Raw genomic sequence first — 26,707 nt, 5'->3', positions numbered from 1 at the left:
TCATGCTGTGGTCCAGTGTCGGCGAGCAGGGGTACGCGATGGGCGTCGCCCACTCGTCGTCCGGGCAGGTCACCGGGCCCTGGACACAGGAAGAGCAGGCGCTGTGGTCCACGGACGGCGGCCACGGCATGATCGTCCGGCTCCGCGACGGGAGGCTCGCGCTCACCCTGCACCAGCCGAACACCACTCCCGACGAACGGGCGATCATCCACCTCCTCGTCGAGCACGAGTCCACCATCGCCCTCGCCGAACGCGTCTCCGGCTGACCTCTGATTACCCGCGTTACCCGGCAGGTCCTACGATGAGTTCTGCCAAGGAATGCGATCGATGAGAGGACCGCATGCCCGTCAAGCGGATCACGAGCTCGGACGTCGCCCAGGCCGCCGGTGTCTCCCGCGCCACCGTGAGTTTCGTGCTCAACGACAAGCCCGGGATGCGCATCACCGAGGAGACCCGGCGCCGCGTCCTGGAGGCCGCCCGCGAGCTGGACTATCGTCCGCACGCCTCCGCCCGTTCTCTGGCGGCCGGCCGCAGCGACGTCGTGCTTCTGGCCATCCCCGACCTGCCCATCGGGGCGGGCATCAGCCGCTTCGTCGAAGAGCTGGCCACCGCGCTGGCGGCCTACGGCCTGACCCTGGTCACCCACCTCGGCGCGGCGCACGGCCGGTCGCTGCCCGATGTGTGCGCGGCCGTCGACGCCTCCGTGGTCGTCGGTTTCTCCTCCTTCGACCAGGACACCGTCCAGGCCCTGCACCGCGCGGGCGCCGATCTCGTGCTTCCCTCCGAACCCGAGGGCGCCTCTCCCATGCGGCATCTCGGCCGCCTGCAGGCCGAGCACCTCATCAGCCGGGGCCATCGACGCCTCGGCTATGCCCTGCCCGGCCACCCCGCCTTCCGGCAGATGGCCGACGAACGCCTGCGAGGCGCCACCGACGCGTGCGTGCGGGCCGGGCTCGAACCGCCTGTGGCGCTGACCGTACACCTGGAGATCGCCAGCGCGGCGCAGGCCATCACCGGCTGGCGCGAACACGCGGTGACCGGCGTGTGCGCCTTCAACGACGAGACCGCGCTCGCCGTGCTCGCCGGCCTGCACGAACACGGCCTCGCCATCCCCGCCGGCATGGCCGTCGTCGGAGCCGACGACATTCCCACGGCACGCCTGGCGGCCCCGCCGCTCACCACCGTCTGCTGGGACCTGCACGACGTGGCACGACACCGCGCCGAGACGATCGTCACCAGCCTCGCCGGAGCAAGTCATGCCTCCTCTTCAGCCGACGCCTCGACCAATCCACACGTCGTCCAGCGCTCATCCACCTGAGCGCCGAGACGCGGGCCGGGGCGGCTGTCACGGCCATACCGGGAAGCCCTCGTGCTGGACGGTCCAGCTCCCGTCGCGGGGGAAGCCCGGACACTCGTCGGTGTCCGCGCTGTCCCACCCGGCGATCATGAGAGACACGGCGGTGAGGAGAGCCCCGTTGGCCGGTAGGTAGAGGGGCAGGATGCTGCCGATCTGCGGGCTGTGTCCGGTGGCCAGGTAGGTGTTCTTGGCGGTGTCGGTGAGGAGGGCGTCCACGGCGAGGTCGGGGCGGCCGAGGCGGGTGGCGGTCATGGCCATGACGGGGAAGTCCCAGCCCCAGGCGCTGTTCCAGTCCCAGTGATCGCGAACGTCGAAGCCGTCGCTGGCGTACGGGAAACGCACCGCGACGGCGGCCTGGCCGGTGGCGAGCAGGTCCGACTCGATCCGGAAGGCGACACGGGCGTGGTGCGGGTCGGCGACGGTCGTGACGCGGACCTGGTGGCCGGCGTAGGTGAAGACGCTGGTGAGGGTTCCGGTCCACAGGTCGAGGCGCTGGGTTGACGTGGAGCCAGGTTCCGGCCCGGTACTCCCGGCTGACGTCGCCGCCCATCATCGCGGCCATGTCGAACTTGTCCGGGTACTGGACCGGCCCGCGCGAGGTCTCGTACGTCGACATCGCGTCGGCGAGCACGAAGCCGTCAGGGTTGGGCATCGAGTGCCAGCCCCAGGTCGACATCGTCGCGGTGTTCACGGCGAGCCGCCCCTCGGTGCGGGCCGCGGCCTGGTCGTGGAAGGCGGTGAAGGTCTGCATGCCGGTGATGTCGGCGGTGTAGGCGAAGTCGCCGTTGCCGACCGTGAGCACCGTCGCCGGGTCGGCCTGGGTGATCTCGACGGTGTGGCGGCGGACCAGGGGTTCACGGTCGATCATGAGGGCTCCACGGTGATGATGATCTCGGCCGGGTCGCAGTCCGGGGCGGAGGCGAGCAGCCGGATCTTGCCCGGGCCGGTGGGACGGACAACGGCCAGGGCGCGGCCCTCGTAGGTACGGCGTACGGTCGCTTCCTCGTGAGCGCGGTGTCCGGTCGCGTCGAAGCGTTCCTCGGTGGACGGATCGGCGCTGCCGAAGCCGACGAGCGCGCCTGTGCCTGATACCTCCAGACGTATCTGGCGGTCGGCCGAGGTATAGAGGGTTCCGTCGGCGTCGGTCAGGCTGAGGGTGATGTGGGCGAGGTCGCCGCCCGTGGCCGAGATGACCGGCCGGTCGCCTTCGGCCCGGAGCCGCACCGGGCCGGTCGCGGAGCGCAGCACGTCACGGCCGCTCTCGACGCCGTCGCGGTAGGCGAGGGCCAGCAACTCGCCTGGCTCGTACGTCGCCTCGAACGCGACGCGGAAGCGGTCCACCGGGCGGCGTCCGAGGGAGCGGCCGTTGAGGAAGAGTTCCACCTCGTCGGCGTCGCTGTAGACCTCGACTGTGACGGGTGCGCCTTCGTGGCCGGGCCAGGTCCAGCTCGCCAGGGTGTCGCTCCACGCCCAGGGGCTGCCGATGAAGGTCTCGCCGTGGTGTTCGGGCCGCTGGACGGCCAGGTAGGGCTGGGTGCGCAAGCCGAAGACGATCTCGCGGTAGTAGGAGGCGGGGCGGCGGTGGCCGGTGATGTCGATGTCGCCGCAGCCGGCCAGCAGATACGGGTACGGCGCGGTGTGCACGGGCCGATCCCCGTACTGCGGGCGGCCGATGCCGACCTCACCCAGATAGTCCCAGCCGGTCCAGGTGAAGTCGCCGATCACCGTGCTGTACTGCAGGACCAGGGCCCAGTTACGGTCGATACGGGTGGGGAAGGTCTCGGTGCCCAGGATGATGCGGTCCGGAAACTTCTCGTGGTCGAGGGCGTGCCGGCTGTCGGAGTAGTTCATCCCGGCCACGTCGAGCACGCCGTAGGACTCGGCGGTGCGCTCGGTCACCACATCGGAGGCGGCGACGGCGTTCATCATGTCCCCGGCGTCGGCCATCAGGGTGTTGATGCCCGCCGCCTGCTCTCTCAGGGAGGCCAGCTCGGACATGACGGCCAGCATGTTGTTGATCGCGTTGGTGACGTACCGTGTGCCGTCCAGGGCGCGGACCTTCTCGGCGAGCTTGCGTCCCCAGGCGGCGCCGGAGGGCGTGCCGGTCTCGGGGATCTCGTTGCCGATCGAGTACATGATCACGCTGGGATGGTTGTAGTCCTTGGCGACCATCGCCTCGACGTCGCGCTCCCACCACTCGGGGAAGCTCAGGCTGTAGTCGTAGGGGCTCTTGGCCGAGGTCCACATGTCGAACGTCTCATCGACGACCAGCATGCCGAGCCGGTCACAGGCGTCCAGCATGGCTGTGCTCATCGGGTGGTGGGACATGCGGATCGCGTTGAACCCGGCGGCTTTCAAGATCTGCACACGGCGTTCCTCGGCGCGGGCGTGCGTTGCCGCGCCCAGCACGCCGTTGTCGTGGTGGATGCACGCGCCGCGCAACTTGACGCTCTCACCGTTGAGGCGCAGGCCATGCACCGGGTCGAGCTGGAGGGAGCGGATGCCGAACGTGACCCGCTCGGAGTCGAGACCGGCCAGCGTCACGTGACACGTGTACAGGGCGGGATCGGTAATGCTCCACAGGTCGGGTTCGCGCACGTAGAGCCGCTGCCGGGCGATAGCGGACTCGCCGGGCAGCACGGTCACCTTCGACCTGCCAGTCGCCACCACGGCCCCGGCGACGTCATGCAGCTCAATAAGAAGGTCAGCCGTGCGGATCTCAATGGAGTCGTTGACCACGGTCGTGGCGACCTCGACCACCGCCCGCTCGGCGTCGATGTCCGGAGTGGTCACCCGAACGCCGTCAGGTGCGATCCGGACCACCGCACCGACCAGCAGCCAGGTATCACGATAGATCCCTGCACCGGTGTACCAGCGCGAATCCTGATGCGCACGGGCCTCGACACGGATCTCGTTGTCCTGCCCGAACCGCAGAAACCGATCGGCATCGATGTGGAAGTGCGAGTAGCCGTAGGGCCGCTGGCCCGCGTAATCGCCGTTGACGAACACAGTGGCGTCGCGGTAGACGCCCTCGAACTCGATGACGACCCGCTTGCCCCGATGCTCCTCGGGCACCAAGAACGTCTTGCGATACTCGTACACCCCACCAGGGAAGTACCCGCCCGCGCCACCCTCCTCAGAGGGTACCCGCGCCTGCTCGATCATGGCGTCGTGCGGCAGCATCACCTCCCGGTACGGCGCTGTTTGACCGGACAGTTCGGCGAAGGGGTTGGTCTTCGGCCGTACCTGCCAGCCGTCGTTGAAGGACGTGCGGATCACGCGTACTCCTTGATTAGCGGACGGACTTGACGCGCAGCAGGACGACCAGGCCACCGGCCACGGTGAACGCGGCCGCGATGAAGTACAGCAGGGCGTAGTTCTTCTCCCCGCCGGTGGCGCCGATCGCCAGGAAGATGGGTGCGACCGCCAGCCGGCCCGAAGGGTTGACCCGGCCGAACAGCAGGTCGGCGAGCGCGCCGCCACCGGCCTGACCGGCCAGCCAGCCCTCCAGTACGGCCTTGGCGTGATGCTGCCAGGACGCGACCTCGACCACGCCACCGTTGGCCAGGACCACCACCACGTTCTGGTTGACCCGCGCGACGGCCTCCAGCAATCGCAGCTGTACGGCCGGCAGATCGATGTGCCGGCGATCGAACCCCTCGGACTCCTCCCCCTCCGGCAGACCCAGGAACACCACGACGACCTCGGCCACCGCGGCCGCCGCCACCGCCGCATCAAGCAGAGTGGTATCCGGCTCGCCGGACAACAGGTAGCCGGGCTCGAACAGCAGCTCCAGCGCCTCCAGGGCGTTGTCGACCTTGACGGGATTGACCTGGGAACTTCCCGCGCCCTGGAACCTCGGCGTACGCGCGAGCTCACCGATCACCGCGATGCTCCCAGAAGCGTCCAGCGGAAGTATCGAGCCGTCATTCTTCAGGAGGACGGCCGACTCAGCGGCGGCCCGCCTGGCCAGCGCATGGTGTGCCGCGAAGTCGACCTCGTGCGCCGGCTCGCCACCGGCCACGCGGTCGAGCAGTTCCAGAAGGCGCGTGACGGCCTGGTCGAGCGCCTTCTCCGGAAGATGTCCGCCCTGTACGGCTTTGACGAGCTGCGCCGCGCTGGCGCCACTCGTACCGGGCATCTCCAGGTCCAGACCGGCCGCGACCGCGGCCACCGGATCCGCGACCGCGCCCCAGTCCGAGACCACCACCCCGTCGAACGCCCACTCCTCGCGCAGCACCTCGGTGAGCAGCCAGCGATTCTGCGCGGCGTGCACGCCGTTGATCCGGTTGTAGGCGGCCATCACCGTCCACGGCTTCGCGGTGCGGACGATGTACTCGAAGGCGGGCAGATAGATCTCCCGCAGCGTCCATTCGTCGACCTCCGCGCTGACCCGCATCCGCTCGGTCTCCTGGTTGTTCGCCGCGAAATGCTTGACCGAGGCGCCCACGCCCTGGCTCTGGACGCCGCTCACCAGCGCCGCCCCGAGCCGGCCGGCGACCAGGGGATCCTCCGACAGGTATTCGAAGTTGCGTCCGCACAGAGGCGACCTCTTGATGTTGACGCCCGGCCCCAGCAGGACCGCCACTCCCGCGGCCCGGCTCTCGGCCCCGAGCGCCTCGCCCACCCGGGTGAGCAGGTCGGCGTCCCAGGACGAGCCGAGCGCCGCCGCCGTGGGAAAGCATGTCGCCGGCTCAGCCACGCCGAATCCGGACTGCCGGACGTCAGCGGCGAGATTCCGTACGCCGTGCGGGCCGTCGGTCAACACCACCGACGCGATCCGCGGGCGCTCGTTGCCCGCGGTCTCCCACGCGTTCCTGCCGGAGAGCAGTGCGGCCTTCTCTTCCAGGGAGAGGGCCGTGAGCGCCACGGGGATATCGATCTTTTCGTTCATGGCACGTACCGGTCCTTCCAGCAGATGATCCCCCGAACCTGAGGGCTCGGAGATCTGTTTACTCGCGTAACCAACGCGCGTAATCACGTTAACAGCAAGCATCGTGGAGGCGGCAAGATGTGGATCCGTAACGAGTCCGCAACGAAGCGGCCTACGACATCCGAACACAACGCGAGAGGCCCGCCACCGCGTTTCCGCTGGTGACGAGCCTCTAGGACCGTCCTGCTGGTGCCCGTTCCCAGGCCTGAAGAGATCTGTCAGGCGCCAGGAGCCCGGTATGCCACCTCCATCCGCGCGGCATCGTCGATCTCCTCTGGCGTCAGTAGGACAGCCGTCTTCGTGCGTACCGCCCCGGTCGCCGAGATCGTGAGCCCCACAGCGGCCGAAGCCGCGTTGCTCGGCAGCTCGACGATCACATACGTGTCCGTCTCGCCGAACGCGAAATACATCTCCTCGACCCGGCCACCGACGCTTTCCGCCATGCGTTCCACCGCTTGCCGCCGCCCGGTGCCGCCATCTCGCAACACTCCTTTGAGGCCCTCTGCGGTGTAGGTCGCCTGGATCATGTACTTAGGCATGGTCGAGTCCCTCTTCTCGTGCCGCCACCCTGCGCTGGACGGCCATTGCGGTCACGAGGTCGAAATTCTCCGCTTAGGGCGACGGTAATCCCTCCCGCTGTACTGGTTTTTCCCTGCCGCAGCCTTCGTGAGGGCTCAGCCGTAGTAGTCGCGGATTTCCCAGAAGCGGGAGGGGTGGCTGTCGCAGGTGTACTGGACGGCCTCGATGTTGTTCTCGGTGCTGACGCCGCCGGCGATGGTGAGGCATTTGCCGGTCTGGACGTTCCGGAATTGGAGGTGTTGGCCGATCTGACTGCCAAGCGCCCAGTAGCGCGAGGGGTGGGTGTCGCAGGTGTACTGGAGGGCGACGATGTTGTTCTCGGTGCTGACGCCGCCGGCGATGGTCAGGCACTTGCCGGTCTGGCGGTTCTTGATCTGCAGGTACGCGCTGGAGTAGCCCCAGACGTCCCAGCGGCGGGAGGGGTGGCTGTCGCAGGTGTACTGGACGGCGTGGACGTTGTTCTCGGTGCTGACGCCGCCGGCGATGGTCAGGCACTTACCGGTCTGCCAGTTCACGAGCTGGACGTTCGACGCGGCCCAGACGGCCCTGGACGACGGCGCGGCGGATGCCGGGGCGGCGGTGGTCGCGCCGAGGGTGAGGAGGGGAGCGATGACGGCTGCCGTGCGAAGGATGTGTGACTTCATGTAACCCAGCGTGCTGGCGTGGGGCCAGCGTGGCTTGAGTACCCCGTACTCAATGCATCATGGCACCTTGCGGTGATGGCTGTTGCGGCTTGCGGATCACGGTATCCGCATGCGCGGGAGCGATGCCCAGCACCAGCACGGCGGCCAGGCCGACGGCCGAAGCGACAGCACGGCGAGTCCAGGTACGGGTCTTCATACGGCTCTCCCAGTCGGTCGATGATCATGACGGTACTGTCCACCAGCATCAGTGCTTGATCCCCGCCCGTCCACCCCAGAATGGCCGAGTGGCCACAAGCGGACAGGCCCTCGCACCCGCAGACGATCGCCGAGCGGCGGCTGCTTGAAGACCAACCGTCTGGCCTTCGGCACGACCGTCAGTACCCCGGGTAGCCACCGCCAGGAGCGCCGGGAGCCATGCCACCGGGGGCGCCGAGAGGCATACCGATGACAGCCGCCGAGCGGTGTTCCTCCTGGGCCTCGGTGATCTTGCGGATGACGCCGATCGCCAGCACGGCCGCGATGAGCATCAGCCCGACACTCACCACGTCGAACCGCGCGGCGGCGGCCAGCGACTCCAGCTCGTCGGCATTGAACAGCAGGCGGCTCCCCAAGTTGGTCATCCAGATGCCGATCAGCCAAGCCGCCCACCAGGCGTTGAACAACCCCCGGGGAGGAGAGGGGACGCGGGAGGAGGCGTACCAGAGGTCGATCACGGCTGCGACGACGCCGATGAGGGAGTCGCACACCAGGGCCACCACGGCGAAGATGGCGACGCCGCGAACCGGACGCAACGGCATCGGCGGTGGCGGGTAGCCGGGGTAGGAGGGGGGTGGCGGATACATGGAGGGGCCCTTTCAAAATGGGGGGCGAATCAGTATGTCGGGCCAAGAACGTTGAAACCAACCCATTTAGCCACGTGGCCTAGCAAGCTACGATCGTCCGTTCAGGTGTCCCCCAGAAGACCAGCCAAGCCTGCACAGTCAGCTCCTGGCCAGGAGAAACCTCACAGCCAGTTCGTCGGCCAACTCAGCGATACCTTGAGAGCCGTCGACCTCCAGGACCGGCAAGTCCTGCTTGAGAGCTTGGCGTCGTACCTCGTCGTCCCAGAGCTCGTCGCGGCCCAGCCGATTCGCCATCGCCTCGGCGTGGTCGCAGTTTCCCCAATTGGCTCGCGCTCGGGCTGGGTCAGCGAATCGGGCGCCCAATGCATGGCGCCGGAATTCAGGCGTTGGCCGCAGAAATACGGCTTGCTCACGCCACGTCAGCAATGGTGCGACGTGTTCGGGCAGGATACGGAAATCGTCGACCAGCACGAGTCGGTCGGCGGGCAGGGCGAGCAGGTCTTCGATGACGAGTCCGATTGTCTCGCCGTGCAGACTGGGCATGCTCTGGAAGATCTCTTCCGGGGTACGGCCCGTCCATCTCTGTTCCAGGGGTGTTCGCAGCAGCGCGCACATGTAGGGATGTCGCTGCGGAGAACACCGTCGGATGTAGTGACGTTCGGCCAGATCGCCGTCATAGACGACCGCGTCATAGCGTTCGGCCAAGGCCTGGCTGAGGGTGCTCTTGCCCGCGCCGGTACCTCCGGCGATCCAGCGGACATGCGCGAGCCGACGGACGAGATCAGCGAAGTCATGTTCGTTCAGGCTGGTCATGCCCGTCAGTCTCACAAGATCGAGCAGCTAGAAACAGTCTTGTTCTCGCGTCCCTTGCCGGTGAAGACTGAAGGAGAGGGGCGGTTCGTACATGCCGCCGCCGCCCGACACAGGCTTCGTCGTCCCAGCCTGAAATCTCCGGGACGCACCTCCCGAAGGCGCTCGTAGCGCTCAGCAAGCCGATCGATGGCTTCCCAGGGGATCTTCCAGCGATCTGGTCATCCAAGGCCGTCAGCGTGCTTCGAGCACCGCGATGTCGCGCACCATGTAGCGGCGATGCTCGCACTCCTCCTTCATCACCACGCGCAGGCAACCGCCGACCGAGCGGGGTTCCTCGGGATAGCCGGGCGCGGGTGCGCGTGTGCACATCCGTACAAGCTCGGTGTCGGTGAGGCCGTCGACGATGCCGCGCACCAGCGCCATGCGGCCGGCGCGTGCCTCCAGCACTTCCGCGTACGACGGCTGCGCGTCGAGGTCTACGCCGAGTGCCGCCGCGTCCGTGGGCGGATAGCCGGTGTAGGTGAGGCCGAGCCGGTGGAACGGCATCGGCTCGTCGAGGATCGTCCGGCTCGCCCAGGCGTCAGTAGCGAAGACGAGGTGGCGCAGCGTCTCGACAAAGGACCACTCGCCATCGACCCGTTCGTGGCGAGCCGATTCAGGCAGCCTCTCCGCGCGGGCGACCGTTTCCAGCCAGAGCCGTTCGATCGTGTCCCACATCGCGCGGAAGTCATCGGCTGTCCGCATCGCCCGCAGTTGTACGCGCTCGGGATGTCGCCGGTCGAGTTCGGCCTCGACGAAGGGGGTGACGTCCACGTCGTTGACGAGGAAGTTGCGCACGTCTCCAGACACGCTGACGTCCATGAGCAAGGAGTCGACGATCTTGACCTGGCGCATGTCGCAGTCGCGGAACTTCGCGGCGGCGAAGGTGGCGCGAGTGAAGCTCGCACCGCGGAACGCGTCGGTGTCGTCGTACTGCGTTGCCATCGCGCCATTGTGCCCGAAACGGCCGTGACGGTACAGGATGTCCTCAGGCGCTCAATCCCGCGCACGCCGGCGCTCGACGAGGCGGCCCCACGCTGACGCGACCGCGATGGAGACGAGCAGCAACACGACACTTCCGGCGATGTCGAGCACGTAGTGGTTCCCCGTGACGAGCACGACTGCCATCATGCCCAGCGGAAAGATCCACGGCAGCGGCGCCAGTCGCGGATGGGAGGAGCGCAGCGCGCACCATGCGGCGTACGCGCACCACAACGACCACCCCACGTGCATGCTGGGCATCGCTGTCAGGTTCTGGCCGTTCGCGATCTCGCGTGCGGCATGGCTGCCCAGGATGTCGTACTCGGCGATGATGTCGACGACGCCCGGCAAGGCGAACCGTGGGGGCGACATGGGCAGCGCCCAGTAAACGGGCAGCACGAGAACGACCATCGCGACGAGGGTCCGCCGGACCTTGAGGTAGACATCGGCATGCCGGACGAAGACCCACACCAGCACACCGACGATCGCGAGGTAGTACAGGCGGTAGTAGTACACCGCCGGCTGGATGAGGGCTGGATGCTCGGTCAGCCACTGGTTCGCCCTCAGCGCGATGTCCAGGTGGACGGCCCGCTCTATGGACTGCACGGTCAGAGCGTTGGCGGTGGCGGCTGCGACGTCCGTCCCGACGGCGGCATGAAGCCGGGCGAAGAGCAGGATCACGAGCAGCAGACCGGCCGCTTCGACGAGTGGCGCGGGCCGCCCACCCATCTTCCCGACAAGTGCCGCCGATCGGGCACGAGCAACCAGGGTCGATAATCGGCCTACTGCCACCTCATGTGGGCTCACGCGGGTCACCCTAACTCACCGGTCCCGAACAGCAGGCGCGCCGCAGTGGGCCCGGATGAGTGCGATCACCGTGTCGGCGGTGCGGTCGAGGAAGCTGCGGCCATCGGGCGGCTGCGGCTCTGGGCTGATGTAGCTGCGCGGCCCCATGTGGGTGGCCGGGTCAAGCCTGTGTACGGTGATCTTTCCGGCGCGGCCGGCCCGGTTCCATCCGCTGCGGCGGAACAGCCGCCAACGCTGAGGGAAGATCCAGGTGCCGACCCGCTCGATCCAGTCGCTCGCGCTGGTGAGCTGATGCAGGTGATCGGCGTGGGTGAGATCGTTGGCGCCGTTGTGGAACCCACCGATGGTGATCAGCAGGAGCGGTGCGCGCAGCCGGGTGTGCAGCTCTTCAACCGCGCCGGTGGCGACCTGGGCGCCACCGCTGTAACTGAGCAGCACCACAGGTATGCCGCTGCCGGGCTGGTAACCCGCCCGGCGCAGCTGGTTGACGATCTGGGTGCCCACGGCGCGGTTGTACAGGGGACGGTACCTGTGGTCGGCGGCCACGAAGATCTGCATGACGTTGTGCAGGAACAGCAGGAGCCCGACGCGGTGACGGAGCCACGCCCACACAGGCCGGTCGGCGAGCGGGTCGGCCAGTGGAGAGTAGGGCTGCACCTGACCCAGCACCCGCAGCTCCGGCGCACCGGCGATCAGGGCTTGGACCAGCTGGCCCCCGTCGCGGGTGTCGCGGAAGCGACGTTTCCCGATGCCGTCCAGATAGACCAGGTAGGCGTCCGGAGGACGGTCGGGATCCGCACCTCGGGCATACGGTACGTCCTGCGGTAGCTCGCTGACCGGAGTACGCCAGCCGACGGTGTAGGCCGTGACCTCGTAGCGGGCGAGCAGAGCTTCGGCGAGCAGGACCGGGCCCAGCAGCAGGACAAGAAGCGGGATCTCGATCACGTGACCAGCTCCTGCGCCGCCCCGGTGGCGTTGATCCTCACGACCAGGCGCCGTACCCCATCGATGACGGCGGCCAGCCCGACCCCAGCGACGGCCACGCAACCTGCGGCAGCCCACCAGTCCAGCCCCGTCGTGGCGGCGAGCGGGGCGACGAGGCCGGCCCCGACTCCCGCGAGGAGCAGCAGGTGCAACAGGGGCCCGAGCAGCGGGAAGGCGAGAACGGCGGCGAGCAGCAGCGGAGCGACCAGGCTGGGCGTCCAGGTCAACGCGGCAACGACCGACAAGGGGGCGGACAGCACCAGCTCGGCGAGGGTCCATGCGGTCAGTGGCCACAGCGCGAACGCGGCGCCCTCGACCACGGCACCGGTCAGCATGAGCAGAACCGCATGAGGCCGCGACACACCGGACCGGCGAGCCACCAGGGGCAGGAACCGCCCGACGGCCTCGGACAGCCCAGCGAACAGCAGCAGGACGACTACCACGGGGGACATCGCTCAGTGCTCCTGTGCCGAATCTGCCGGGTCCGGCCGGCTGCCCCGGCCGCTTCGGCGCAGGTAGCGCTCGAGTTCGTCGGCGGCGCGCAGATAGCCGCCGGCCGCGCGCTGGTCGACCCGCAAGCCGGCCGCCGCGGCACGGAAGTGTGGCTCGTCGAGGAGGCGTCGGGCGAGGGCGTTCACGGGTTCCGCCGCGGCGTCCTGGGGACGGATCGACAGCCCGGCGCCGAGCTCGACCACCCGCCGGGCCACGAGCGGCTGATCCGCGCCCTGCGGGACCACCAGCATCGGAACCCCGGCGTACAGGGCCTCGTTGGCGCTGTTCATCCCCCCGTGAGAGACGAACAGCGCGGCACGGGCCAGCACCTCGAGTTGCGGTACGAAGCGGCGAGCCCGCACGTTGTCCGGCAGCGGACCCAGCGCGGCCGGATCAGTCTCTCCGGTGGAGATGATCACGGTGCCGCCCAGGGGTGCCAGCGCGGTGGCGAAGTCGCGCAGCAACCGCGGGTCGGCTTTCACCACCGTGCCCACCGAGGCGTACAGCACCGGATCTCGCAGGCCATCGGCCGGGAACGACGGGTCGAGTGGACGGACGCCAATGCTCGGGCCGACGAACTGGTACGACCGGTCGAAGGCGTCGACGCCGGGCTGGAACGCGCGCGAGGTGAAGACCAGGTTGAGCGGCTGCCGTACATTCGCCAGGTCTACCAGCGGCAACCCACGGGTGTCGTAGCGGCGGGACAACTCCCACCGCGACCGCAGGTAGCCCCGGCCATCGCGGGGCCGGGTCGCCGCCGCGGCCAGCAGCTCCCACGAGGCGGCGGTGGGGCTGGGCGCGTACCGGTTGAACGCGAACGTGGTGAACAACGCCGCCGCCGGCACCCCGAGTTCGCGGGCGGCGACCGCGCCCCAGGGGCAGGCGGAGCCGTGGACGATCAGGTCAGGCCGGATGCGACGCAGATCGGAAAGCACCGGCGGCAGCAGACCGACGGCGGTGCGCGCGAGCCCGTCCAGCATCGTGAGCGGTATCGGCGGATCGGGGAGCGGTTGGTCACCCCCGGGGTAGAGGCACACGGCCGCACCGGTGGCCTCGATCTCCTTCGAGAACGCGGGCGAGGTGTGATAGGTGACGGAGTGGCCGCGGCGGACAAGCTCGGCCACGACCGGCAGCGTCGGGTTGACGTGCCCGTGCATGGCGATGTTGAGGAACGCGATGGTGCTCACCGGCCGACCCCCGACGCGGAGGCGGTCTGTGCCTCGCCCAGGCAGACCGGAGAAGCCCGACACAGGCCCGGCCCGTCGTCCACGATCGCCACTTCCCCCTCCGCCCAGCACCTCCAGTTCTACTACGTTCGCGACTATAGCATTCGCGATAGTATCAATCAATACTACTTGAGAAGCTAAGAGCACATCGCGAGGAAGGTGACTTGGAACGTCGGCGGCCAGCGCCCCCACCATCGACATGCCCGGCTGGGACGACCCGGGCGGGCGACCGGGGCCGGTGCCGCTGGGCGCGGCCCTGCCTCCGGCCTCCCGGCGCGCCTGAGCGGGACCGCCGCTGGTCCTCGCTGCCCGGATCCGTCCACGACCGCGCGGTGCGTTCCTACGTCGGCACGCTCCCGCCGATCTTCACCGGCCTGGCCTCGGTCTCCCTCGCAGGCCGGAAGCCGGCCTCAGGACAGTTTCTCGAAGAAGAACTCGTGCTTGAGAAACGACGTGTCGTATTCGTGCCCCGGGTACGGCGGGATCAGCTGCGACGCCTGGAACAGCCGCCAGCCGTCGCGCAGCGCGTCCACCCCCGTCGTGTACGGCGGTTCGTCCCCATCGCCCGCCGTCGGATCGGTACGCCCGGTGCCGTCGTAGCGGGACCATCCCACCACCGGCGCGTCGAGGGCGGAGGTGGCCAAGTAGAGAACGAGCACCTCTTGCTTCATGCGACCCTCCCGGGGCGGTTGTTCACACGCGTGATCCAGTAGTCGATGTCGAACGAGGGATCCGCGGTCATGGCGCGCCACAGCAGTGCCCGATTGTGGAACTCCAGCCGGGCGGTCGCCTGCTCGTACCAGGGGAAACGCCTGCCCAGTTCGCCGAGGACGGCGGGGTCGGCGAGGTCGGAGGTGTCCCACAGGAGCACCTGCGGGACGGTGGGGTTGAACCGGATCTTGAACATGTGCCGCCGAACCGCGCTGTCGTTGCGCCGGCCACCGTGCCAGATGCCGTGATGCAGCAGCATCACCGTCCCGGCGGGGCAGGTCAGCCGGGTCTGGCCGAGCAGGTTCTGGTAGCGGCCGGTGTCGCTCTCGTTGACGCGGCGCAGGTGGCTGCCGGGCACCACGAGGGTGCCGCCCATGTCCGCGGTGACCTCGCGGGGGTAGTACATGAGCTGCACGTCGAAGGCGTCCACGCGGGTGTCGATGATGGCGTCGGCGTGCAGCGGCTGGGCCTGTCCGTTGTACGGCTCGCGGATGTGCACGGCATGGTGGTCGACGGTCGGGCCGGGCCCGACGAGGGAGTGCAAGGCCCCGGCGACCTGGGGCAGCTCGATGAGGCGGCGGGCGAACGTCCCCTCGGGGAATGCCTTGTCGATCGGGGTCCCGTACGGCAGGCGCGGGATTCCCGCCTCCAGTACGTCGATCGCCTGGTCGTTGAGCTCGTCCGGGACGACTCCGTCGAGACGCAGGTAACCGGCGGCCACGAAGCCGGCCACCTGCGCGGAGGTGAGCAAAGTGGTTCTCATGCCTCAAAGCTAGAATCGGACACTCGCTGTGTCGTGGGTTGTAATCATCATCTACTGGTTGATTTTCCCCCGCTGGGGTAGACATGCGCTGTGCGTCACCTGACGATCGCGCTCTCCGAGCCACCCGTGGTGGCCGGGGCGGGAGTGGGCGTGCACGGCGTCGTCGGCCTCCACGACGTATTTCGGCTGCCCGACCTGTGGCAACTCCACCTGTACGGCTACACGGCCGAACTCGTCCTGGAAAACACCACGCACGCCATCAAGCCGGGACACGTGAGCCTGATCCCGCCTGGCGCCGAGGTGCATTACCACTATCGGGGCAGATCAGAGCACCTGTACGCGCACTTCCGTCTGCCCGGCGAGGACGAGCGCCGCACCGTGACGGTCATGCGGGACGCCGGCGACCAGGCCCCGGTCATCGGCGCCGCGCTGCGCCAGGCCATCGCGGCCGTCCCCGGCACCCCGGCCAGGGCGTCGGCCGAGGTGTGGTCGGTGCTCTGGCGAGTGGCGAGCCTGCCCGTGGTCGGCAGCCGGCCCGCCGTGGTGGCCGCGGCGATCGAGTACATCGAGGCGAACCTGGCCGCGCCGCTGACCGTACCGGACGTCGCCAGGGCCGCCGGGGTTTCGCACAACCACCTCACCCGGCTGTTTCGCGCCCAGAGCGGTGACACGGTGGTGGCCTACATCCGCCGCCGCCGGCTGTCGCGGGCGCTGCACTTGCTGCGCGAGTCGACGCTGGCGATCCCCGCGATCGCCGCGGCAGTGGGGATCGCGGACCTGCAGGCCTTCAACAAGGCGTGCCGCCGTGAGCTGGGCGCCTCTCCCCGCGTCCTGCGCACGCGGCGATGATCCACTGACATATCGATATAGATCACCGTCCGGACGGCGAGTGCCGATAATGGCGTGTGCCGTTCACCCTGAGCCATGTCGCCGCGATCCTGCCACTGCGGCGGTGGTTACCGCCGTCGGCGCTGGCGGTCGGGGCGGTGATACCTGATCTGCCGTACTACCTGCCACTGCCGTTCCCGTCGGCGAGCACGCACGCATGGTGGGGGGTGCTGCTGCTGGGGGTGCCGTCGGGCGCGGTGCTGCTGGTGCTGTTTCACCAGGTGCTCCGGGCGCCGCTGGTCGCGTTGGCCCCGGCCGGGCTGCGCGCCCGGCTGCCCGTCGCGCCGCGGCCGGCGCCCGTGACGGTGGTGGCGGCGCTGGTCGCCGGGATGGCCACGCACCTGGTCTGGGACGGGTTCACGCAGGTCGGCGGGTTCGCGGTGACGCACTGGCAGGTGCTGCGGCTGCCGGTCGTCGGCCCGCATCGTGTGTTCAACGTGCTCATGTACGCCAGTTCGGCAGGTGGTCTGGTGGCCCTGGCCGGATGGTTCGCGCTCTGGTACCGGCGGACCCCGGTCCGGCCGGAACGGCTGCCTGGGGTGGCGGGCCGGGTGCGCGGCGCGGTGCTGGCCACGGTCACGGTGGCCGCGATCGCCGGTGCCGCCGCCGGGGCGGCGACCGACCGCGCCGCGGTGAGCGGCTACGACCTGGTTCGGAGCATGATCCTGGGAGGCGCCGACGGGGCCGCTGTGGTCCTTGCGTGCTACGTACTCGCCTGGCATGGGCGGAACGTGGTGAGCACCCGACGGGCGGCGCGCGATGCGGGCCCGCCGGCCTGAGGTGGTGGCCAAGCCTGAGCCCAGACCGCAGCCATGACCCGAACCGCGGGCCGGAAAGGTCGTCCACAACGATGTTCATACAGTCTCCTGCATTAGCGTCTGCTCACGCGTAACGCGGCGGTGCCGGGTCGGCATCCCAACTGTCGGGTTGGCGACGCTCCATGCGGCGCTCTTGCAGATCAGTTCCTTGTACACGGCGGCCAGTCGGCCGGTCAGGACCGCCTGCTTGGCACGGTCTTCGGCTGTGACGTACTGGATCAGGCCCTCCTTTCGGCCCAGTGAGATGCACAGGTTGAAGTAGCCGATCGTCTTGTTCGGGACCTTCCGGCCGGTCAGGCGCGCCGCGATGGCGTCGGCGGCCAGCCAGGCGGTGGGGATGCCCGAGGCGCACGACATCCGTAGCGGCTTGTCTCCGGCGCCCATCGCCATGGCCGCGTCGCCGACGGCGTACACATCAGCGTGTGAAACGGAGCGCATGGTCCGGTCGACCACGATCTGGCCGGTGCCGGAGACCTCCAGGGAGGTCGCCTTCGCGATCGGGTGGACCGCGAAACCGGCGGTCCATACGGTGACCGCGGCGGGGATGACCTTGCCGTCGGCGGTGGTGACGTGGTCGGCTTCGACGCCGCTGATGGCGGCGTGCTCGCAGGCGGTGATGCCGAGCCGGCCGAAGACCTTCCTCACGTGCTCGCGCCCCTTGGGTGAGAGCCAGTCGCCGAGGCCGCCGCTGACGGCTAGGGCGACGTTGAGGTCCGGGCGGGCCTCGGCGATCTCGGTGGCGGCCTCCACGCCGGTGAGGCCGCCGCCGACCACCACCACGGCCTGCCCGGCGTCAAGGCCCGCCAGGCGCTCGCGTAGCCGGAGTGCTCCGGTACGGCCGGCGATCTGGAAGGCGTGCTCGGCAGTCCCGAGTACGCCTTGGCTGTTCCAGTCGCTGCCCAGGGCGTACACGAGAGTGTCGTATTCCAGTTCTTCGGCACCGTTCGCACCGGTGATGGCGACGGTCTTGCGGTCGACGTCGACGCCGGTGACCTTCGCGAGCCTCAGTTCGACGCCGGTGCCGGCGAAGATCTCGCTGAGTGGCCGGGGCTTGAGGTCCTGGCCGGTCGCGAGCTGGTGATTGCGGACGCGTTCGACGAAGTCGGGCTCGGCGTTGACGAGGGTGATGGCGACGTCCTCGCGGCGCACCCGCTTGGCGAGGCGGCCGGCGGCGCTGGCTCCGGTGTATCCGGCTCCGAGAACGATGACGCGATGCTGCATTTCAGGCTCCTGTCCGGTTCGGATGTGCCACTTGAACCGGATGGCCCGACACTTCCTGACAGGAACGCGATGTGAGACACCTCACATCACGAGCAGGGGCTCCCCATGGCCGGCCGCCGCCCATTGCTCGGTCGCGCGTTCGAGCTTGTCGGGGTTCGCCTGGGTACGGCAGGCGGTGATGCCCTCGGCGGTGACCTCCAGGCACATGATGGCGACGACCCGGCCCGCCACGACGGCCACCACGGCGGGTTCGCCATTGGCGGTCCAGGCGTATATCTCGGGCGAGCCGCCGACGATGGCGCGCTTGGCCTCGGCGGGCTTGAACATGCCCCACACGAACTTCGCGACCGCGACGGCTCCCTCGAACGCCTTGGTGCGTGCCGGAACCTTCCCCCCGCCATCGCCGATGGAGATGGCGTCCTTGGTGAGCAGGCGTACGAGCTCATCGGTCTGGCCACTGGTGGCGGCCGCGAGGAACTCCTCGACGATCCGCCGGGCGGCGGCCTCGTCGATCTCGGTGCGGGCTTTGCCATACGCGATGTGCTTCTTGGCACGGTGAAAGATCTGCTGGCTGGCCGCCTCGGTGATGTCGAGGATTTCGGCGATCTCCCGGTGCGGGTAGTCGAAGGCCTCCCGCAGCACGTACACGGCCCGTTCGTTGGGGGACAGGCGCTCCATGAGGGTGAGGACCGCGTACGAGACCGATTCGCGCTGCTCAGCGGTGTCGGCCGGGCCGAGCATCGAATCCCCGGCGAGCAGCGGCTCGGGAAGCCATTGGCCCACGTAGGTCTCGCGGCGCGCCCGCGCGGAGGTGAGCTGGTTGAGGCACAGGTTGGTGAGCACCTTCGTCAGCCAAGCCTCGGGGACCTCGACGCGGTCGACGTCGGCGGCCTGCCAGCGCAGGAACGTCTCCTGCACGACGTCCTGTGCCTCGTCCGCGGAGCCGAGGAGACGGTAGGCGATGGCCTCCAGACGGGGCCTCGATAGCTCGAACCGGTCGACAGCATCCACCGTCAAAGGCATGGCCCGAAGTCTAACTCTTCATGCGTGACCAACTCGTATGGTTCTGGCATGCATAAAAGCCTCCGGCTCGCGCCTATCACCCCCGCCACCTCCGCCTCCGTCTCCATGCTCGACCGCAGCAGCTCGGGCTGGGTCGCACCGACGATCTCCGGGCACACGTAGACGAGGTCCCACGGGTCCGCGCCCCTGGCGGGCCACGCGCTCCCGGCTCGCGCCAGAATCGCCTTCTGCTCGTCGCGGTCCTTTGTACGGCACAGCGCCCGCCCGTACGCGAGGATCGCCTGATCCGACACGCTGTCAGGGAACATGGGCGGGACTCCGCCATCTCTGCTCCGCGCTCGGCAGAGGAACGCGGCGTCGCGTTCCGCGGGTTTCAGGTCGCCGAAGCTGGGCCGGTCATAGCAGCCCATCGACCGGCCGGTGTAGGTGAGGTGCGCGGTCTGCTCCGGCTGGATCAGTGCGAGGATCGGCAGCTCTGGGAGGTCGAGTTCGTCGAGCAGTACGTTGGCCATCCCCGCCAACTCGACCGCGAACATCACCCCTGCCGCCGCGCGCAGCATGCGGGACCGCCAGCGGATAACGAGCAGGTAGAGGACGTCGATCGCGGTCCACAGCGCGAGCTGGAATGCCGTCTCGACCGCGTCGGGAAGCAGCGCGATCGGGAACCACAGCACGAGGCTGTACGCCCGACCGCCACCGCCTGCTCGCCCAGCAGGCCGAGCAGGCGTAGCCGGGTGGCATACGACCGCTCTGAGCTTTTAGAGGCTCGGTGTGCGATACAAAGCAGAATGTGACCTCATTTCTGACCGGGTATCAGCGCGCATGGCTGCGCGGTGATCTGCTGGCCGGGCTCACCGTGGCTGCCTACCTGGTCCCCCAGGTCATGGCGTACGCCACGGTCGCCGGGCTGCCTCCCGTGGTCGGGCTGTGGGCCAGCCTGGCCCCGCTGGCGCTGTACGCGTTCCTCGGTTCCTCCCGACAGCTGTCGATCGGTCCCGAGTCGACGACCGCGCTCATGACAGCCGCCGCCATCGGCCCGCTGGCCGGGGCCGATCCGGGCAGGTACGCAGCGCTCGCGGCCGGTCTGGCCGTCATCGTCGGGCTGCTCGCGCTGGTCTGCCGGCTGCTGCGGCTGGGGTTCGTCGCCGATCTGCTGTCCAAGCCCATCCTGGTCGGCTACCTGGCCGGCGTGGCGGTCATCATGATCGTCAGCCAGCTGGGCAAGCTCACCAGGACCTCGGTGTCCGGCGACACCTTCCGTGACCAACTGGTCTCCTTCGCCGGTGGGTTGCCACAGTCGCATCCGTGGACGCTGCTGCTGGCCGCGACCGTCCTGGCCTTCCTGTTCCTGTTGCAGTGGCGCTGGCCACGGGCACCCGCGCCACTCCTCGCCGTGCTGCTGGCCACCGGCTGCGTCACGGTCTTCGGGCTGGAGCGCTATGGGATCAAGGTGGTCGGCACGATCCCCTCCGGGTTGCCGACGCCGGCCATGCCGGCCCTGGGCGAGTTCAGCGAGCTGGTGCTGCCCGCCCTCGGCGTGCTCCTGGTGGGCTACAGCGACAACATGCTCACCGCGCGCTCCTTCTCCACCAGGCACAACCAGGAGATCAACGCCAACCAGGAGCTGCTCGCCTTCGGCGTGGCCAACGTGGGCGCCGGGCTGCTGCGCGGGTTCCCGGTCAGCAGCAGCGGCAGCCGTACCGCACTCGGCGACGCGGCGGGCGGCCGCACCCAGCTGTACTCCCTGGTGGCCCTGGCGGGAGTGGTCGCGGTGCTGTTGTTCGCCGGGCCGTTGCTCACCCACTTCCCCGCCGCCGCGCTCGGCGCCATCGTCGTCTACGCGGCTTGCCGGCTGATCGACCTGGCCGAGTTCCGCAGGCTGGCCGCCTTCAGGCGCAGCGAACTGCTGCTCGCTCTCGGTGCGTTCGCCGGGGTACTGGTCTTCGACATCCTGTACGGGGTGCTGCTCGCGGTCGCTCTGTCCGTGGCCGAGATGCTGGCCCGCGTGGCCCGCCCCCACGACGCGATCCTGGGCCTCGTGCCGGGGCTGGCCGGCATGCACGACGTCGACGACTATCCCGAGGCGCGTACGGTACCCGGCCTGGTCGTCTACCGCTACGATTCCCCGCTCTTCTTCGCCAACGCCCAGGATTTCCGGCGCCGCGCTCTGGCCGCCGTCGACCAGCATGAGGGCGAGGTCTCCTGGTTCGTGCTCAATGTCGAGGCCAACGTCGAGGTGGATGTCACCGCCTTGGACGCCGTCGAGGCGTTGCGCGCCGAGCTGGTCCGCCGGGGCATCGTGTTCGCGATGGCCCGGGTCAAGCAGGACCTGCGCACCTCACTCGATGCCTACGGGCTTGCTGCCGCGATCGGTCCTGAGCACCTGTTTCCGACGCTGCCGACCGCGGTGGCCGCCTTTGAGCAGTCAACTCGTCCAGGGGACGGGCCTCCTGCGGTCAGGGGCGAGGAGTGAGCTCAGCCGCGGTCGGCTGTTTTTAGCAGTCCTTATCGCGCTGTTTAGACGCCTTTCGATGAGAAGGCGAGCGAGCAGCGCGGAACGCTACGGCGCCTTGTAACCCAGAAGGTAGGGGCCGGAACCACTGGAGGCGTTCACCCGGTAGCGGTAGTAGCCGTACGTGCCGGTGTAGGCGATCTTCTCGTCAGGGTTCGGTCCTTCGGCGGCGGCGACGGTGGCCCAGCCCCGACCGTTCCACTTTTGCAGGTAGAGGTCGAAGTCGGTGCCGTCGGGACCGTCCAGGCAGGCCGAGTGCACCCCGCTCACGCCCGAGTAGTAGTAGAGGTTGTTCGGCTGGTAGGCGGACCCACCACTGGCCAGGGTGCCGGTGACGGTGTGCGGGAAGCCGGTGCAGGTGCCCGTGGTCGGCGGCGGAGGGTTGCCCGCGGTGGTCACCAGGCTCAGGCCGTAGGTGGTGAGGATCTCGTTGATCGGCTGGAAGTAGGTGGTGCCGCCCGAATCACAGTCACCCGAACCGCCGGAGGTGACTCCCTGGGCCTGGTCGACGGAGATGAAGGAGCCGCCGGAGTCACCGGGCTCGGCGCAGACGTTGGTCCGGGTGAGCTCGAAGATGTTGCCCTGGGGGTAGGTGACGCTGGCGTTGCGCTGCTGAATGGTGCCGCAGTGCCAGTCGGTGGTGGAGCCGGACCGGCAGACCGAGGAACCTTCGAGGGCTTCCCTGGACCCCGAGACGCTGACCACGCTGCCACTGCCGTTGTTCACCGAGGGCTTGGGCGTCCAGTTGCTGTTGACGCTGATCCAGGAGAAGTCACTGCCGGGGAAGGTCGACGCCTGAAAGGTGCCCTGAGCGACCCGGTTGACGCCGGTGGTGGTGTTGCCCGCCTTACCGCAGTGACCGGCGCTGACGAACCCGCGCTGGGTGCCTTTGACGATCGAGAAGCCGATCGAGCAGCGGGCCGAGGTGCCGATGTAGTAGGGGTCGCCACCCACCAGGTCGTACAGGGGCTGGGGCCGCTCGCCGGATGCCAGCACCCGCACCGCGGACGTGTCCACACCGATGCCCTTGATGATGTCCTCGGTCTTCTTGGGGTCTTCGGACAAGACCGTGACGACGTTGTTGCGCACGTCGACATAGCGCACACTGCCCACGTTCGGGGGATGGGCGGGCAGCGCGGCGTCAAGCTTGTCCTTGATCACATTGAGCTCGGTCAGCGACCGGCTGACCACCTCCGGCCGGGCGCCCGTGGCGAGGATCTGGGGGATGTCGGAGGCATTGGCGGTGGCGACCACGAGGGTCTGGGCAATGCTTCCCACGAGCCAGGAGCCGCCGTATCGGCTACCGAGCCTGCGGCGGAGTTGGGTCGCGATCGGCGTCAGCCGGATCTCGTTGAGCAGCCGGGCTTGGACCTGTGCGGCGCTGAGACCAAGATCACGCTGAAGTGCCTCGACCATGCCCGGCGGTGGTTTCCGGACGCCCGCATTGACCGCGGCACCCGCGGTCTCGGGCTGGGCGACGGCCGGAGCGTCCGTCAGGGTAAGGACACTGACTGCCAAAACACATCCCAAGACGGCGGTACGTCTGCGCACCATGATCTCTCCTCTACCTCGATTTCCAATCAAGGGGGGAGATCGCCACGCACCACTCAATGATCACGCGATCCGGGCAACGCCACCATAAACCAGCTCACGCCCACCAGGGCTGAACAAGCCCCACGCCGCGCCGTAGACATGCAGCCTGTGTGCAATAAGTGATAGATGTTCTGGTCTCGTCACATCGTGTGACTTTGATCATCTCAGCCGGGCGCGGTGAGATCGTCGGGTGTCTGGCCTGGAGGAGCTGTCGCGCGAGGAGTTGATTGCTCGCGTGCGTGCTCTGGCTGGGCGGGTCACCGCGTTGGAGCAGGAGAACGGCGAGTTGCGTGAGCGGGTCGCGCGGTTGGAGCGGCCGATCTCGCGCAACAGCGGAAACTCGGGAATGCCGTCGTCCAGCGACGATCTGCCGGGCAAGCCGCAGCCGAAGGCCAAGCCCGCCAACGAACCGACGCCGGCCTGAATCCCGCCACAATCCGCAGCGCCCCACGCCCGAAGACGATCACAACTCGCGATCACCCAGCACCGGAATGCGCTCGGCGTGAATGCTTACACCGCACCGGGAAGCAACTGCGAGCACAATCAACCGGGCAGTTCGCGCTTTGCCATACCGTCTCTGGCGGTCTATTTGGGCAGCATCCGGACAACACTGACCGGGCCTGCACCCCGGTCGATCCGGGTCACGGACCTGAGATCGGACTGGCTAGTTCTGTGGGAGCCAGAAACCCCGTCAACCGCTGGCGGGCCACCCGAGCCGGTACTCGGCGGTGGCCTTCATCGCGGCTCTCTCCATAACTCGACCCCCTCAAAGGAGTCGAGCGGTCCCCTCGGCGAGGCCAAGCGAGCACAATAGGCCGCAATTCATGATATTACCGGCAATTCAGACCTACTGACCATGTCGGGAAACAAAGGACTGGCCGACTCTCAGGGATACGAGATTGTTCGGCGAGGCATCCCCGGTCGCACAGAGCCGCAGCGATAGCACTGACCTGCAAACTTTATGGAAATAGCCGATAGAAACCAAATGTATGCCATCGGACAGGCTTTGCATTGCACCGAGCTTTATTTGGTCCTAAGGCCTCAACCATTGCCGTCATCTGACCGTCATCGACCCTTATACCTGTTCAGCCGTTGGGTACTCTCTGAGCGGTCACATTCGGTAATCGCTGTTCAACACAGTCCGCGCACGGACGGGCTGTTCCGGCGACTTACTACAGGGAGAATTCAGACATGATTCGCCGCCTTCTGGTCACTACGGCATGCATCGGCATTGCCGTCCTATCCCCTGCCGCCGCAGCCTCCGCCGAGGCGTCGGGGCACGCAAGCCGCGCCACGGCCTCCGTTCAGGCCGACTGCTGCACCTGTGGCGTGGCGGTCGTCCCGACGCTGGTCCCCGTCGTCCGCCCCGTCTGCCCCACCGTCTACGGCTACGGAGCCACCGCGGGCTACGGCTACGGAACCGGTTACGGAGCTGGTACGGGCTACGGGGCCGGCAGCGGCGTCGGCTACGGGGCCGGCTACGGGGCCGGCAGCGGCCACGGCCTGGGCCTGGGCATCGGCGTCGGTGTGGGGCTTGGTCTCGGCCTCTGACCTGCCTAGCAGGAAGATAGGCGGCGCTCTCGCGGGCCCAACTCGTGGCAGCGCCGCCTTCCACCGGACCGGGGCCGGTGGAGACTCTGATGTGCCCCGAGTTCCATGGAGTCGGCTTGTTTGACTCTTACGCCAGACGGGTGTGCGGGTAGAGCATCTCGTACTCGATCGAGGTGCGCATCTGCAGGGCGGTGGAGCAGCTCGGTCTGCATCCGGCCCCAGAGCGACTCGGTGACCGCGTTGTCGAAGCAATCGCCGATCGACCCCATGGAGAGAAACGGACCGGAGTCGCGGGCACGGCGGGTGAAGGCCCAGTGCGGCAGTTCGGCCTGAACCTGCGTCCGGACAAACAGACCCGCTCGACTATGGGGCGGGAGACTCAAGTCGGGTCTCTTTCCCCGGTGAGTTTCCAGGAAATCGCCACAAGGAAACCTCTTCGTGGCGGGATGGATCAACTACTACGGGCGTACTACAAGTCCAGGTTGATACGTTTCTTGGAGCAGTGGATCAACCCATTTCTGGCGAAGTGAGCCAGAGGAAGTTCAAAGGATGCCGTCGGGCTCCTCGTGAGGTCCGCCAGAATCTCGCCGAGATCGCCTCGGCCTATCCTGGCACCTTCGCCCAGTGGCGGCATGGAGCATTGCCTGCTGGTTCAACAATGGCAGCCGTGTAACGTGCGACTGTTACGCACGGTTCCGAGAGCGGCGGCGGGTGAGATTCCCGCCGCCGACTCATCTCATTGGGTTCGTCCCGGCTGCCCACCGAGGTGACTGCGCCGGCATTGACCAGGCGCTCGTTGGAGCGGATCGACAGATACTGCCGCCTCGGTTGTCGTTGCCCTTGTCCGGAGTGATGACCGCGGGCGCCCGATCACTTGGCATGCCTTCGGATCAGCCCGGCCACGCCGTTCAGCGTTGAGCGCGGAAATCGACGACAGCACCATAGAACGTAAATATTCAGGCCGTGTGCAGGGTGTGATATTCCGGTTGGGTGTGTGATCGTCCGTCACTTTAATCAATCGGGTCGATGGTGATGTGATCGTCTGGTATCCGGCCTGGAGGAGACGTCCCGCGAGGAGTTGATCGCTCTGACGCGCGTCCTCCTGGCCGAGAACGCCGCACTGCGCGAGCGCGTGGCGATCCTGGAGAAGGAGAACGCGCAGCCGCGCGCTGGCCCCGGCAGCTTGAGATGATGCTGCGTGGCCTGATCCACGCCGTCAACCTCGCCCGTGAGCAGGGGCGCACAGCGATCCCGGCGGGCACGTTGGCGATGTTCACGAAGATGTTCCGCGGCGGGGCCGCCGTCGGCCTATCACAGGTCAGGCGCCTGCCAGGCCCGGCCAAGACCGTCACTCAGCCGATCGGCCGCGTCTTGTTGGAAGTCTTGCGTGACCGCGTCGACGATGTCCTGTGTTTCGCCCATGACCTGCTGATTCCCCCGACAAAACAACCAAGCGGAGAGGGATCTTCGGCCGGCCAAGACCCACCAGAAGATTTCGGGCCGGCTCCGTTCAGAGGTCAACACCCGGCACCGGTACGCCGTGCGCGGCTACCTGTCCACCGCGATCAAGCACGGGGTCGATGTGATGACCGTCCTGCGTGACGCGCTCCCCGGCAAGCTCTGGATGCCGCCCGACCCGGCGATCGCCTGACACCGCAGCGACTGCCGCACTCACGCACACCCCCATACGATCACACTACGCGATCAAGGGACTCCGGGCGCGTACCTACCATAGAACAGCATCCGAAGCCTCTGGGTGCGAGGGCCATGATTGTGGGGATCAACTCTCCTACCAGGGGTTTCTCCGCGTTGTCAGGCGAACGCCCCACTCACGATCACGCTGTGACCAGCGGCCCGCCGTCATGGGAGCGAAAGAGGCTCAGTCCACAGCCGGGTGGCATCATGGATGGGGAATGGCCATCACGTGATC

At 68.0% G+C, this 26,707-nt stretch carries 28 protein-coding genes; 9 read left to right on the top strand and 19 right to left on the bottom strand.

Annotated features, from left to right (window positions below; all coding sequences use genetic code 11):
- Nucleotides 1-2 precede the first annotated feature (2 nt).
- Together AB0B61_RS22270 and AB0B61_RS22265 are read left to right on the top strand one after the other, a co-directional pair.
- Complete coding sequence (locus AB0B61_RS22270) at nucleotides 3-266, top strand: hypothetical protein (protein WP_358434749.1); 264 nt, start codon at nucleotides 3-5, stop codon at nucleotides 264-266.
- 74 nt (nucleotides 267-340) lie between these two features.
- Entirely contained in the window at nucleotides 341-1,318 is a 978-nt protein-coding gene (locus AB0B61_RS22265; protein ID WP_358434746.1) for a LacI family DNA-binding transcriptional regulator, read from the top strand.
- A 27-nt stretch (nucleotides 1,319-1,345) separates the two neighbouring features.
- Here the strand turns inward: AB0B61_RS22265 and AB0B61_RS22260 are convergent, their stop codons facing one another.
- Nucleotides 1,346-1,609 (bottom strand): hypothetical protein, encoded by a 264-nt coding sequence (locus AB0B61_RS22260; protein ID WP_358434743.1) that lies wholly within the window; start codon nucleotides 1,607-1,609, stop codon nucleotides 1,346-1,348.
- A gap of 45 nt (nucleotides 1,610-1,654) precedes the next feature.
- On the opposite strand from AB0B61_RS22260, the gene AB0B61_RS22255 reads away from it, so the two are divergent.
- Together AB0B61_RS22255 and AB0B61_RS22250 are read left to right on the top strand one after the other, a co-directional pair.
- On the top strand, nucleotides 1,655-1,858 hold the full coding sequence (locus tag AB0B61_RS22255) for a hypothetical protein (RefSeq protein WP_358434740.1): 204 nt from the start codon (nucleotides 1,655-1,657) through the stop codon (nucleotides 1,856-1,858).
- A 59-nt stretch (nucleotides 1,859-1,917) separates the two neighbouring features.
- A complete protein-coding gene (locus tag AB0B61_RS22250; protein ID WP_358434737.1) occupies nucleotides 1,918-2,130 on the top strand; it encodes a hypothetical protein in 213 nt (70 codons plus the stop codon).
- A 91-nt stretch (nucleotides 2,131-2,221) separates the two neighbouring features.
- On the opposite strand, the gene AB0B61_RS22245 is transcribed toward AB0B61_RS22250, so the two are convergent.
- The 14 genes from AB0B61_RS22245 to AB0B61_RS22180 all read right to left on the bottom strand — a co-directional run bounded on the left by AB0B61_RS22245 (nucleotide 2,222) and on the right by AB0B61_RS22180 (nucleotide 15,171).
- The gene (locus AB0B61_RS22245) at nucleotides 2,222-4,636 is read right to left on the bottom strand and encodes a glycoside hydrolase family 2 TIM barrel-domain containing protein (protein WP_358434734.1); all 2,415 of its coding nucleotides are present in this window, start codon (nucleotides 4,634-4,636) and stop codon (nucleotides 2,222-2,224) included.
- A gap of 13 nt (nucleotides 4,637-4,649) precedes the next feature.
- Nucleotides 4,650-6,251, bottom strand: coding sequence for a glycoside hydrolase family 3 C-terminal domain-containing protein (locus AB0B61_RS22240; RefSeq protein WP_358434732.1), 1,602 nt, complete (start codon nucleotides 6,249-6,251; stop codon nucleotides 4,650-4,652).
- Between the two features lie 257 nt (nucleotides 6,252-6,508).
- Complete coding sequence (locus tag AB0B61_RS22235) at nucleotides 6,509-6,817, bottom strand: GYD domain-containing protein (protein ID WP_358434729.1); 309 nt, start codon at nucleotides 6,815-6,817, stop codon at nucleotides 6,509-6,511.
- A 147-nt stretch (nucleotides 6,818-6,964) separates the two neighbouring features.
- Nucleotides 6,965-7,513 (bottom strand): RICIN domain-containing protein, encoded by a 549-nt coding sequence (locus AB0B61_RS22230; protein ID WP_358434727.1) that lies wholly within the window; start codon nucleotides 7,511-7,513, stop codon nucleotides 6,965-6,967.
- A 49-nt stretch (nucleotides 7,514-7,562) separates the two neighbouring features.
- Nucleotides 7,563-7,709: a hypothetical protein gene (locus tag AB0B61_RS22225; RefSeq protein ID WP_358434724.1), complete on the bottom strand. Its 147-nt coding sequence runs from the start codon at nucleotides 7,707-7,709 to the stop codon at nucleotides 7,563-7,565.
- 178 nt (nucleotides 7,710-7,887) lie between these two features.
- Nucleotides 7,888-8,355, bottom strand: a complete 468-nt coding sequence (locus AB0B61_RS22220) for a DUF4328 domain-containing protein (protein WP_358434721.1) — start codon at nucleotides 8,353-8,355, stop codon at nucleotides 7,888-7,890.
- 138 nt (nucleotides 8,356-8,493) lie between these two features.
- Nucleotides 8,494-9,168: a hypothetical protein gene (locus AB0B61_RS22215; RefSeq protein WP_358434718.1), complete on the bottom strand. Its 675-nt coding sequence runs from the start codon at nucleotides 9,166-9,168 to the stop codon at nucleotides 8,494-8,496.
- Nucleotides 9,169-9,399: 231 nt separating this feature from the next.
- Nucleotides 9,400-10,152, bottom strand: coding sequence for a DinB family protein (locus AB0B61_RS22210; protein WP_358434715.1), 753 nt, complete (start codon nucleotides 10,150-10,152; stop codon nucleotides 9,400-9,402).
- Nucleotides 10,153-10,203: 51 nt separating this feature from the next.
- Complete coding sequence (locus tag AB0B61_RS22205) at nucleotides 10,204-10,995, bottom strand: phosphatase PAP2 family protein (protein ID WP_358434712.1); 792 nt, start codon at nucleotides 10,993-10,995, stop codon at nucleotides 10,204-10,206.
- Between the two features lie 15 nt (nucleotides 10,996-11,010).
- Nucleotides 11,011-11,940 carry a hypothetical protein gene (locus AB0B61_RS22200; RefSeq protein ID WP_358434709.1) on the bottom strand — a complete coding sequence of 310 codons (930 nt, stop codon included), beginning with the start codon at nucleotides 11,938-11,940 and terminating at the stop codon, nucleotides 11,011-11,013.
- Nucleotides 11,937-12,431: a hypothetical protein gene (locus AB0B61_RS22195; RefSeq protein WP_358434707.1), complete on the bottom strand. Its 495-nt coding sequence runs from the start codon at nucleotides 12,429-12,431 to the stop codon at nucleotides 11,937-11,939. Before AB0B61_RS22195 ends, AB0B61_RS22200 begins: the two co-directional genes overlap by 4 nt.
- A 3-nt stretch (nucleotides 12,432-12,434) precedes the next feature.
- On the bottom strand, nucleotides 12,435-13,658 hold the full coding sequence (locus AB0B61_RS22190) for a macrolide family glycosyltransferase (RefSeq protein ID WP_358434704.1): 1,224 nt from the start codon (nucleotides 13,656-13,658) through the stop codon (nucleotides 12,435-12,437).
- A 449-nt stretch (nucleotides 13,659-14,107) separates the two neighbouring features.
- On the bottom strand, nucleotides 14,108-14,368 hold the full coding sequence (locus tag AB0B61_RS22185) for a hypothetical protein (protein ID WP_358434701.1): 261 nt from the start codon (nucleotides 14,366-14,368) through the stop codon (nucleotides 14,108-14,110).
- Entirely contained in the window at nucleotides 14,365-15,171 is an 807-nt protein-coding gene (locus AB0B61_RS22180) for a phytanoyl-CoA dioxygenase family protein (protein ID WP_358434698.1), read from the bottom strand. Before AB0B61_RS22180 ends, AB0B61_RS22185 begins: the two co-directional genes overlap by 4 nt.
- Nucleotides 15,172-15,261: 90 nt before the next feature.
- Here AB0B61_RS22180 and AB0B61_RS22175 point away from each other — a divergent pair, with 90 nt between their 5' ends.
- The gene (locus AB0B61_RS22175) at nucleotides 15,262-16,020 is read left to right on the top strand and encodes a helix-turn-helix transcriptional regulator (RefSeq protein WP_358434695.1); all 759 of its coding nucleotides are present in this window, start codon (nucleotides 15,262-15,264) and stop codon (nucleotides 16,018-16,020) included.
- Between the two features lie 56 nt (nucleotides 16,021-16,076).
- A complete protein-coding gene (locus AB0B61_RS22170; RefSeq protein WP_358434692.1) occupies nucleotides 16,077-16,838 on the top strand; it encodes a DUF4184 family protein in 762 nt (253 codons plus the stop codon).
- Nucleotides 16,839-16,913: 75 nt separating this feature from the next.
- Here AB0B61_RS22170 and AB0B61_RS22165 read toward each other — a convergent pair whose 3' ends face one another.
- The 3 genes from AB0B61_RS22165 to AB0B61_RS22155 all read right to left on the bottom strand — a co-directional run bounded on the left by AB0B61_RS22165 (nucleotide 16,914) and on the right by AB0B61_RS22155 (nucleotide 19,795).
- On the bottom strand, nucleotides 16,914-18,098 hold the full coding sequence (locus AB0B61_RS22165) for an FAD-dependent oxidoreductase (protein WP_358434690.1): 1,185 nt from the start codon (nucleotides 18,096-18,098) through the stop codon (nucleotides 16,914-16,916).
- A gap of 81 nt (nucleotides 18,099-18,179) precedes the next feature.
- Nucleotides 18,180-19,121, bottom strand: a complete 942-nt coding sequence (gene sigJ, locus AB0B61_RS22160) for an RNA polymerase sigma factor SigJ (protein ID WP_358434688.1) — start codon at nucleotides 19,119-19,121, stop codon at nucleotides 18,180-18,182.
- Entirely contained in the window at nucleotides 19,112-19,795 is a 684-nt protein-coding gene (locus tag AB0B61_RS22155; RefSeq protein WP_358434685.1) for a hypothetical protein, read from the bottom strand. Before AB0B61_RS22155 ends, sigJ begins: the two co-directional genes overlap by 10 nt.
- A 116-nt stretch (nucleotides 19,796-19,911) precedes the next feature.
- Between AB0B61_RS22155 and sulP the strand changes: the two genes are divergently transcribed.
- Nucleotides 19,912-21,594 (top strand): sulfate permease, encoded by a 1,683-nt coding sequence (gene sulP, locus AB0B61_RS22150; RefSeq protein WP_358434682.1) that lies wholly within the window; start codon nucleotides 19,912-19,914, stop codon nucleotides 21,592-21,594.
- 87 nt (nucleotides 21,595-21,681) lie between these two features.
- Here sulP and AB0B61_RS22145 read toward each other — a convergent pair whose 3' ends face one another.
- Entirely contained in the window at nucleotides 21,682-23,151 is a 1,470-nt protein-coding gene (locus tag AB0B61_RS22145) for a S1 family peptidase (protein ID WP_358434679.1), read from the bottom strand.
- 265 nt (nucleotides 23,152-23,416) lie between these two features.
- Between AB0B61_RS22145 and AB0B61_RS22140 the strand changes: the two genes are divergently transcribed.
- Nucleotides 23,417-23,650, top strand: coding sequence for a DUF6444 domain-containing protein (locus AB0B61_RS22140; RefSeq protein ID WP_358434676.1), 234 nt, complete (start codon nucleotides 23,417-23,419; stop codon nucleotides 23,648-23,650).
- Between the two features lie 767 nt (nucleotides 23,651-24,417).
- Complete coding sequence (locus AB0B61_RS22135; RefSeq protein WP_358434673.1) at nucleotides 24,418-24,777, top strand: hypothetical protein; 360 nt, start codon at nucleotides 24,418-24,420, stop codon at nucleotides 24,775-24,777.
- The last annotated feature ends 1,930 nt before the right edge of the window (nucleotides 24,778-26,707 follow it).

It is taken from the genome of Nonomuraea sp. NPDC049158 (assembly GCF_040648335.1).
Classification (GTDB): Bacteria; Actinomycetota; Actinomycetes; order Streptosporangiales; family Streptosporangiaceae; genus Nonomuraea.
Note: the sequence above shows the minus strand (reverse complement) of the source record. Positions and strands in the feature narration are given on the sequence as shown.

Coding starts and splice junctions, on each gene's coding strand:
- AB0B61_RS22270 (WP_358434749.1), top strand. CDS start 3: ATGCTGTGGTCCAGTGTCGGCGAGCAGGGGTACGCGATGGGCGTCGCC.
- AB0B61_RS22265 (WP_358434746.1), top strand. CDS start 341: ATGCCCGTCAAGCGGATCACGAGCTCGGACGTCGCCCAGGCCGCCGGT.
- AB0B61_RS22260 (WP_358434743.1), bottom strand. CDS start 1,609: ATGACCGCCACCCGCCTCGGCCGCCCCGACCTCGCCGTGGACGCCCTC.
- AB0B61_RS22250 (WP_358434737.1), top strand. CDS start 1,918: ATGTCGAACTTGTCCGGGTACTGGACCGGCCCGCGCGAGGTCTCGTAC.
- AB0B61_RS22240 (WP_358434732.1), bottom strand. CDS start 6,251: ATGAACGAAAAGATCGATATCCCCGTGGCGCTCACGGCCCTCTCCCTG.
- AB0B61_RS22235 (WP_358434729.1), bottom strand. CDS start 6,817: ATGATCCAGGCGACCTACACCGCAGAGGGCCTCAAAGGAGTGTTGCGA.
- AB0B61_RS22230 (WP_358434727.1), bottom strand. CDS start 7,513: ATGAAGTCACACATCCTTCGCACGGCAGCCGTCATCGCTCCCCTCCTC.
- AB0B61_RS22225 (WP_358434724.1), bottom strand. CDS start 7,709: ATGAAGACCCGTACCTGGACTCGCCGTGCTGTCGCTTCGGCCGTCGGC.
- AB0B61_RS22220 (WP_358434721.1), bottom strand. CDS start 8,355: ATGTATCCGCCACCCCCCTCCTACCCCGGCTACCCGCCACCGCCGATG.
- AB0B61_RS22215 (WP_358434718.1), bottom strand. CDS start 9,168: ATGACCAGCCTGAACGAACATGACTTCGCTGATCTCGTCCGTCGGCTC.
- AB0B61_RS22210 (WP_358434715.1), bottom strand. CDS start 10,152: ATGGCAACGCAGTACGACGACACCGACGCGTTCCGCGGTGCGAGCTTC.
- AB0B61_RS22195 (WP_358434707.1), bottom strand. CDS start 12,431: ATGTCCCCCGTGGTAGTCGTCCTGCTGCTGTTCGCTGGGCTGTCCGAG.
- AB0B61_RS22185 (WP_358434701.1), bottom strand. CDS start 14,368: ATGAAGCAAGAGGTGCTCGTTCTCTACTTGGCCACCTCCGCCCTCGAC.
- AB0B61_RS22180 (WP_358434698.1), bottom strand. CDS start 15,171: ATGAGAACCACTTTGCTCACCTCCGCGCAGGTGGCCGGCTTCGTGGCC.
- AB0B61_RS22165 (WP_358434690.1), bottom strand. CDS start 18,098: ATGCAGCATCGCGTCATCGTTCTCGGAGCCGGATACACCGGAGCCAGC.
- sigJ (WP_358434688.1), bottom strand. CDS start 19,121: ATGCCTTTGACGGTGGATGCTGTCGACCGGTTCGAGCTATCGAGGCCC.
- AB0B61_RS22135 (WP_358434673.1), top strand. CDS start 24,418: ATGATTCGCCGCCTTCTGGTCACTACGGCATGCATCGGCATTGCCGTC.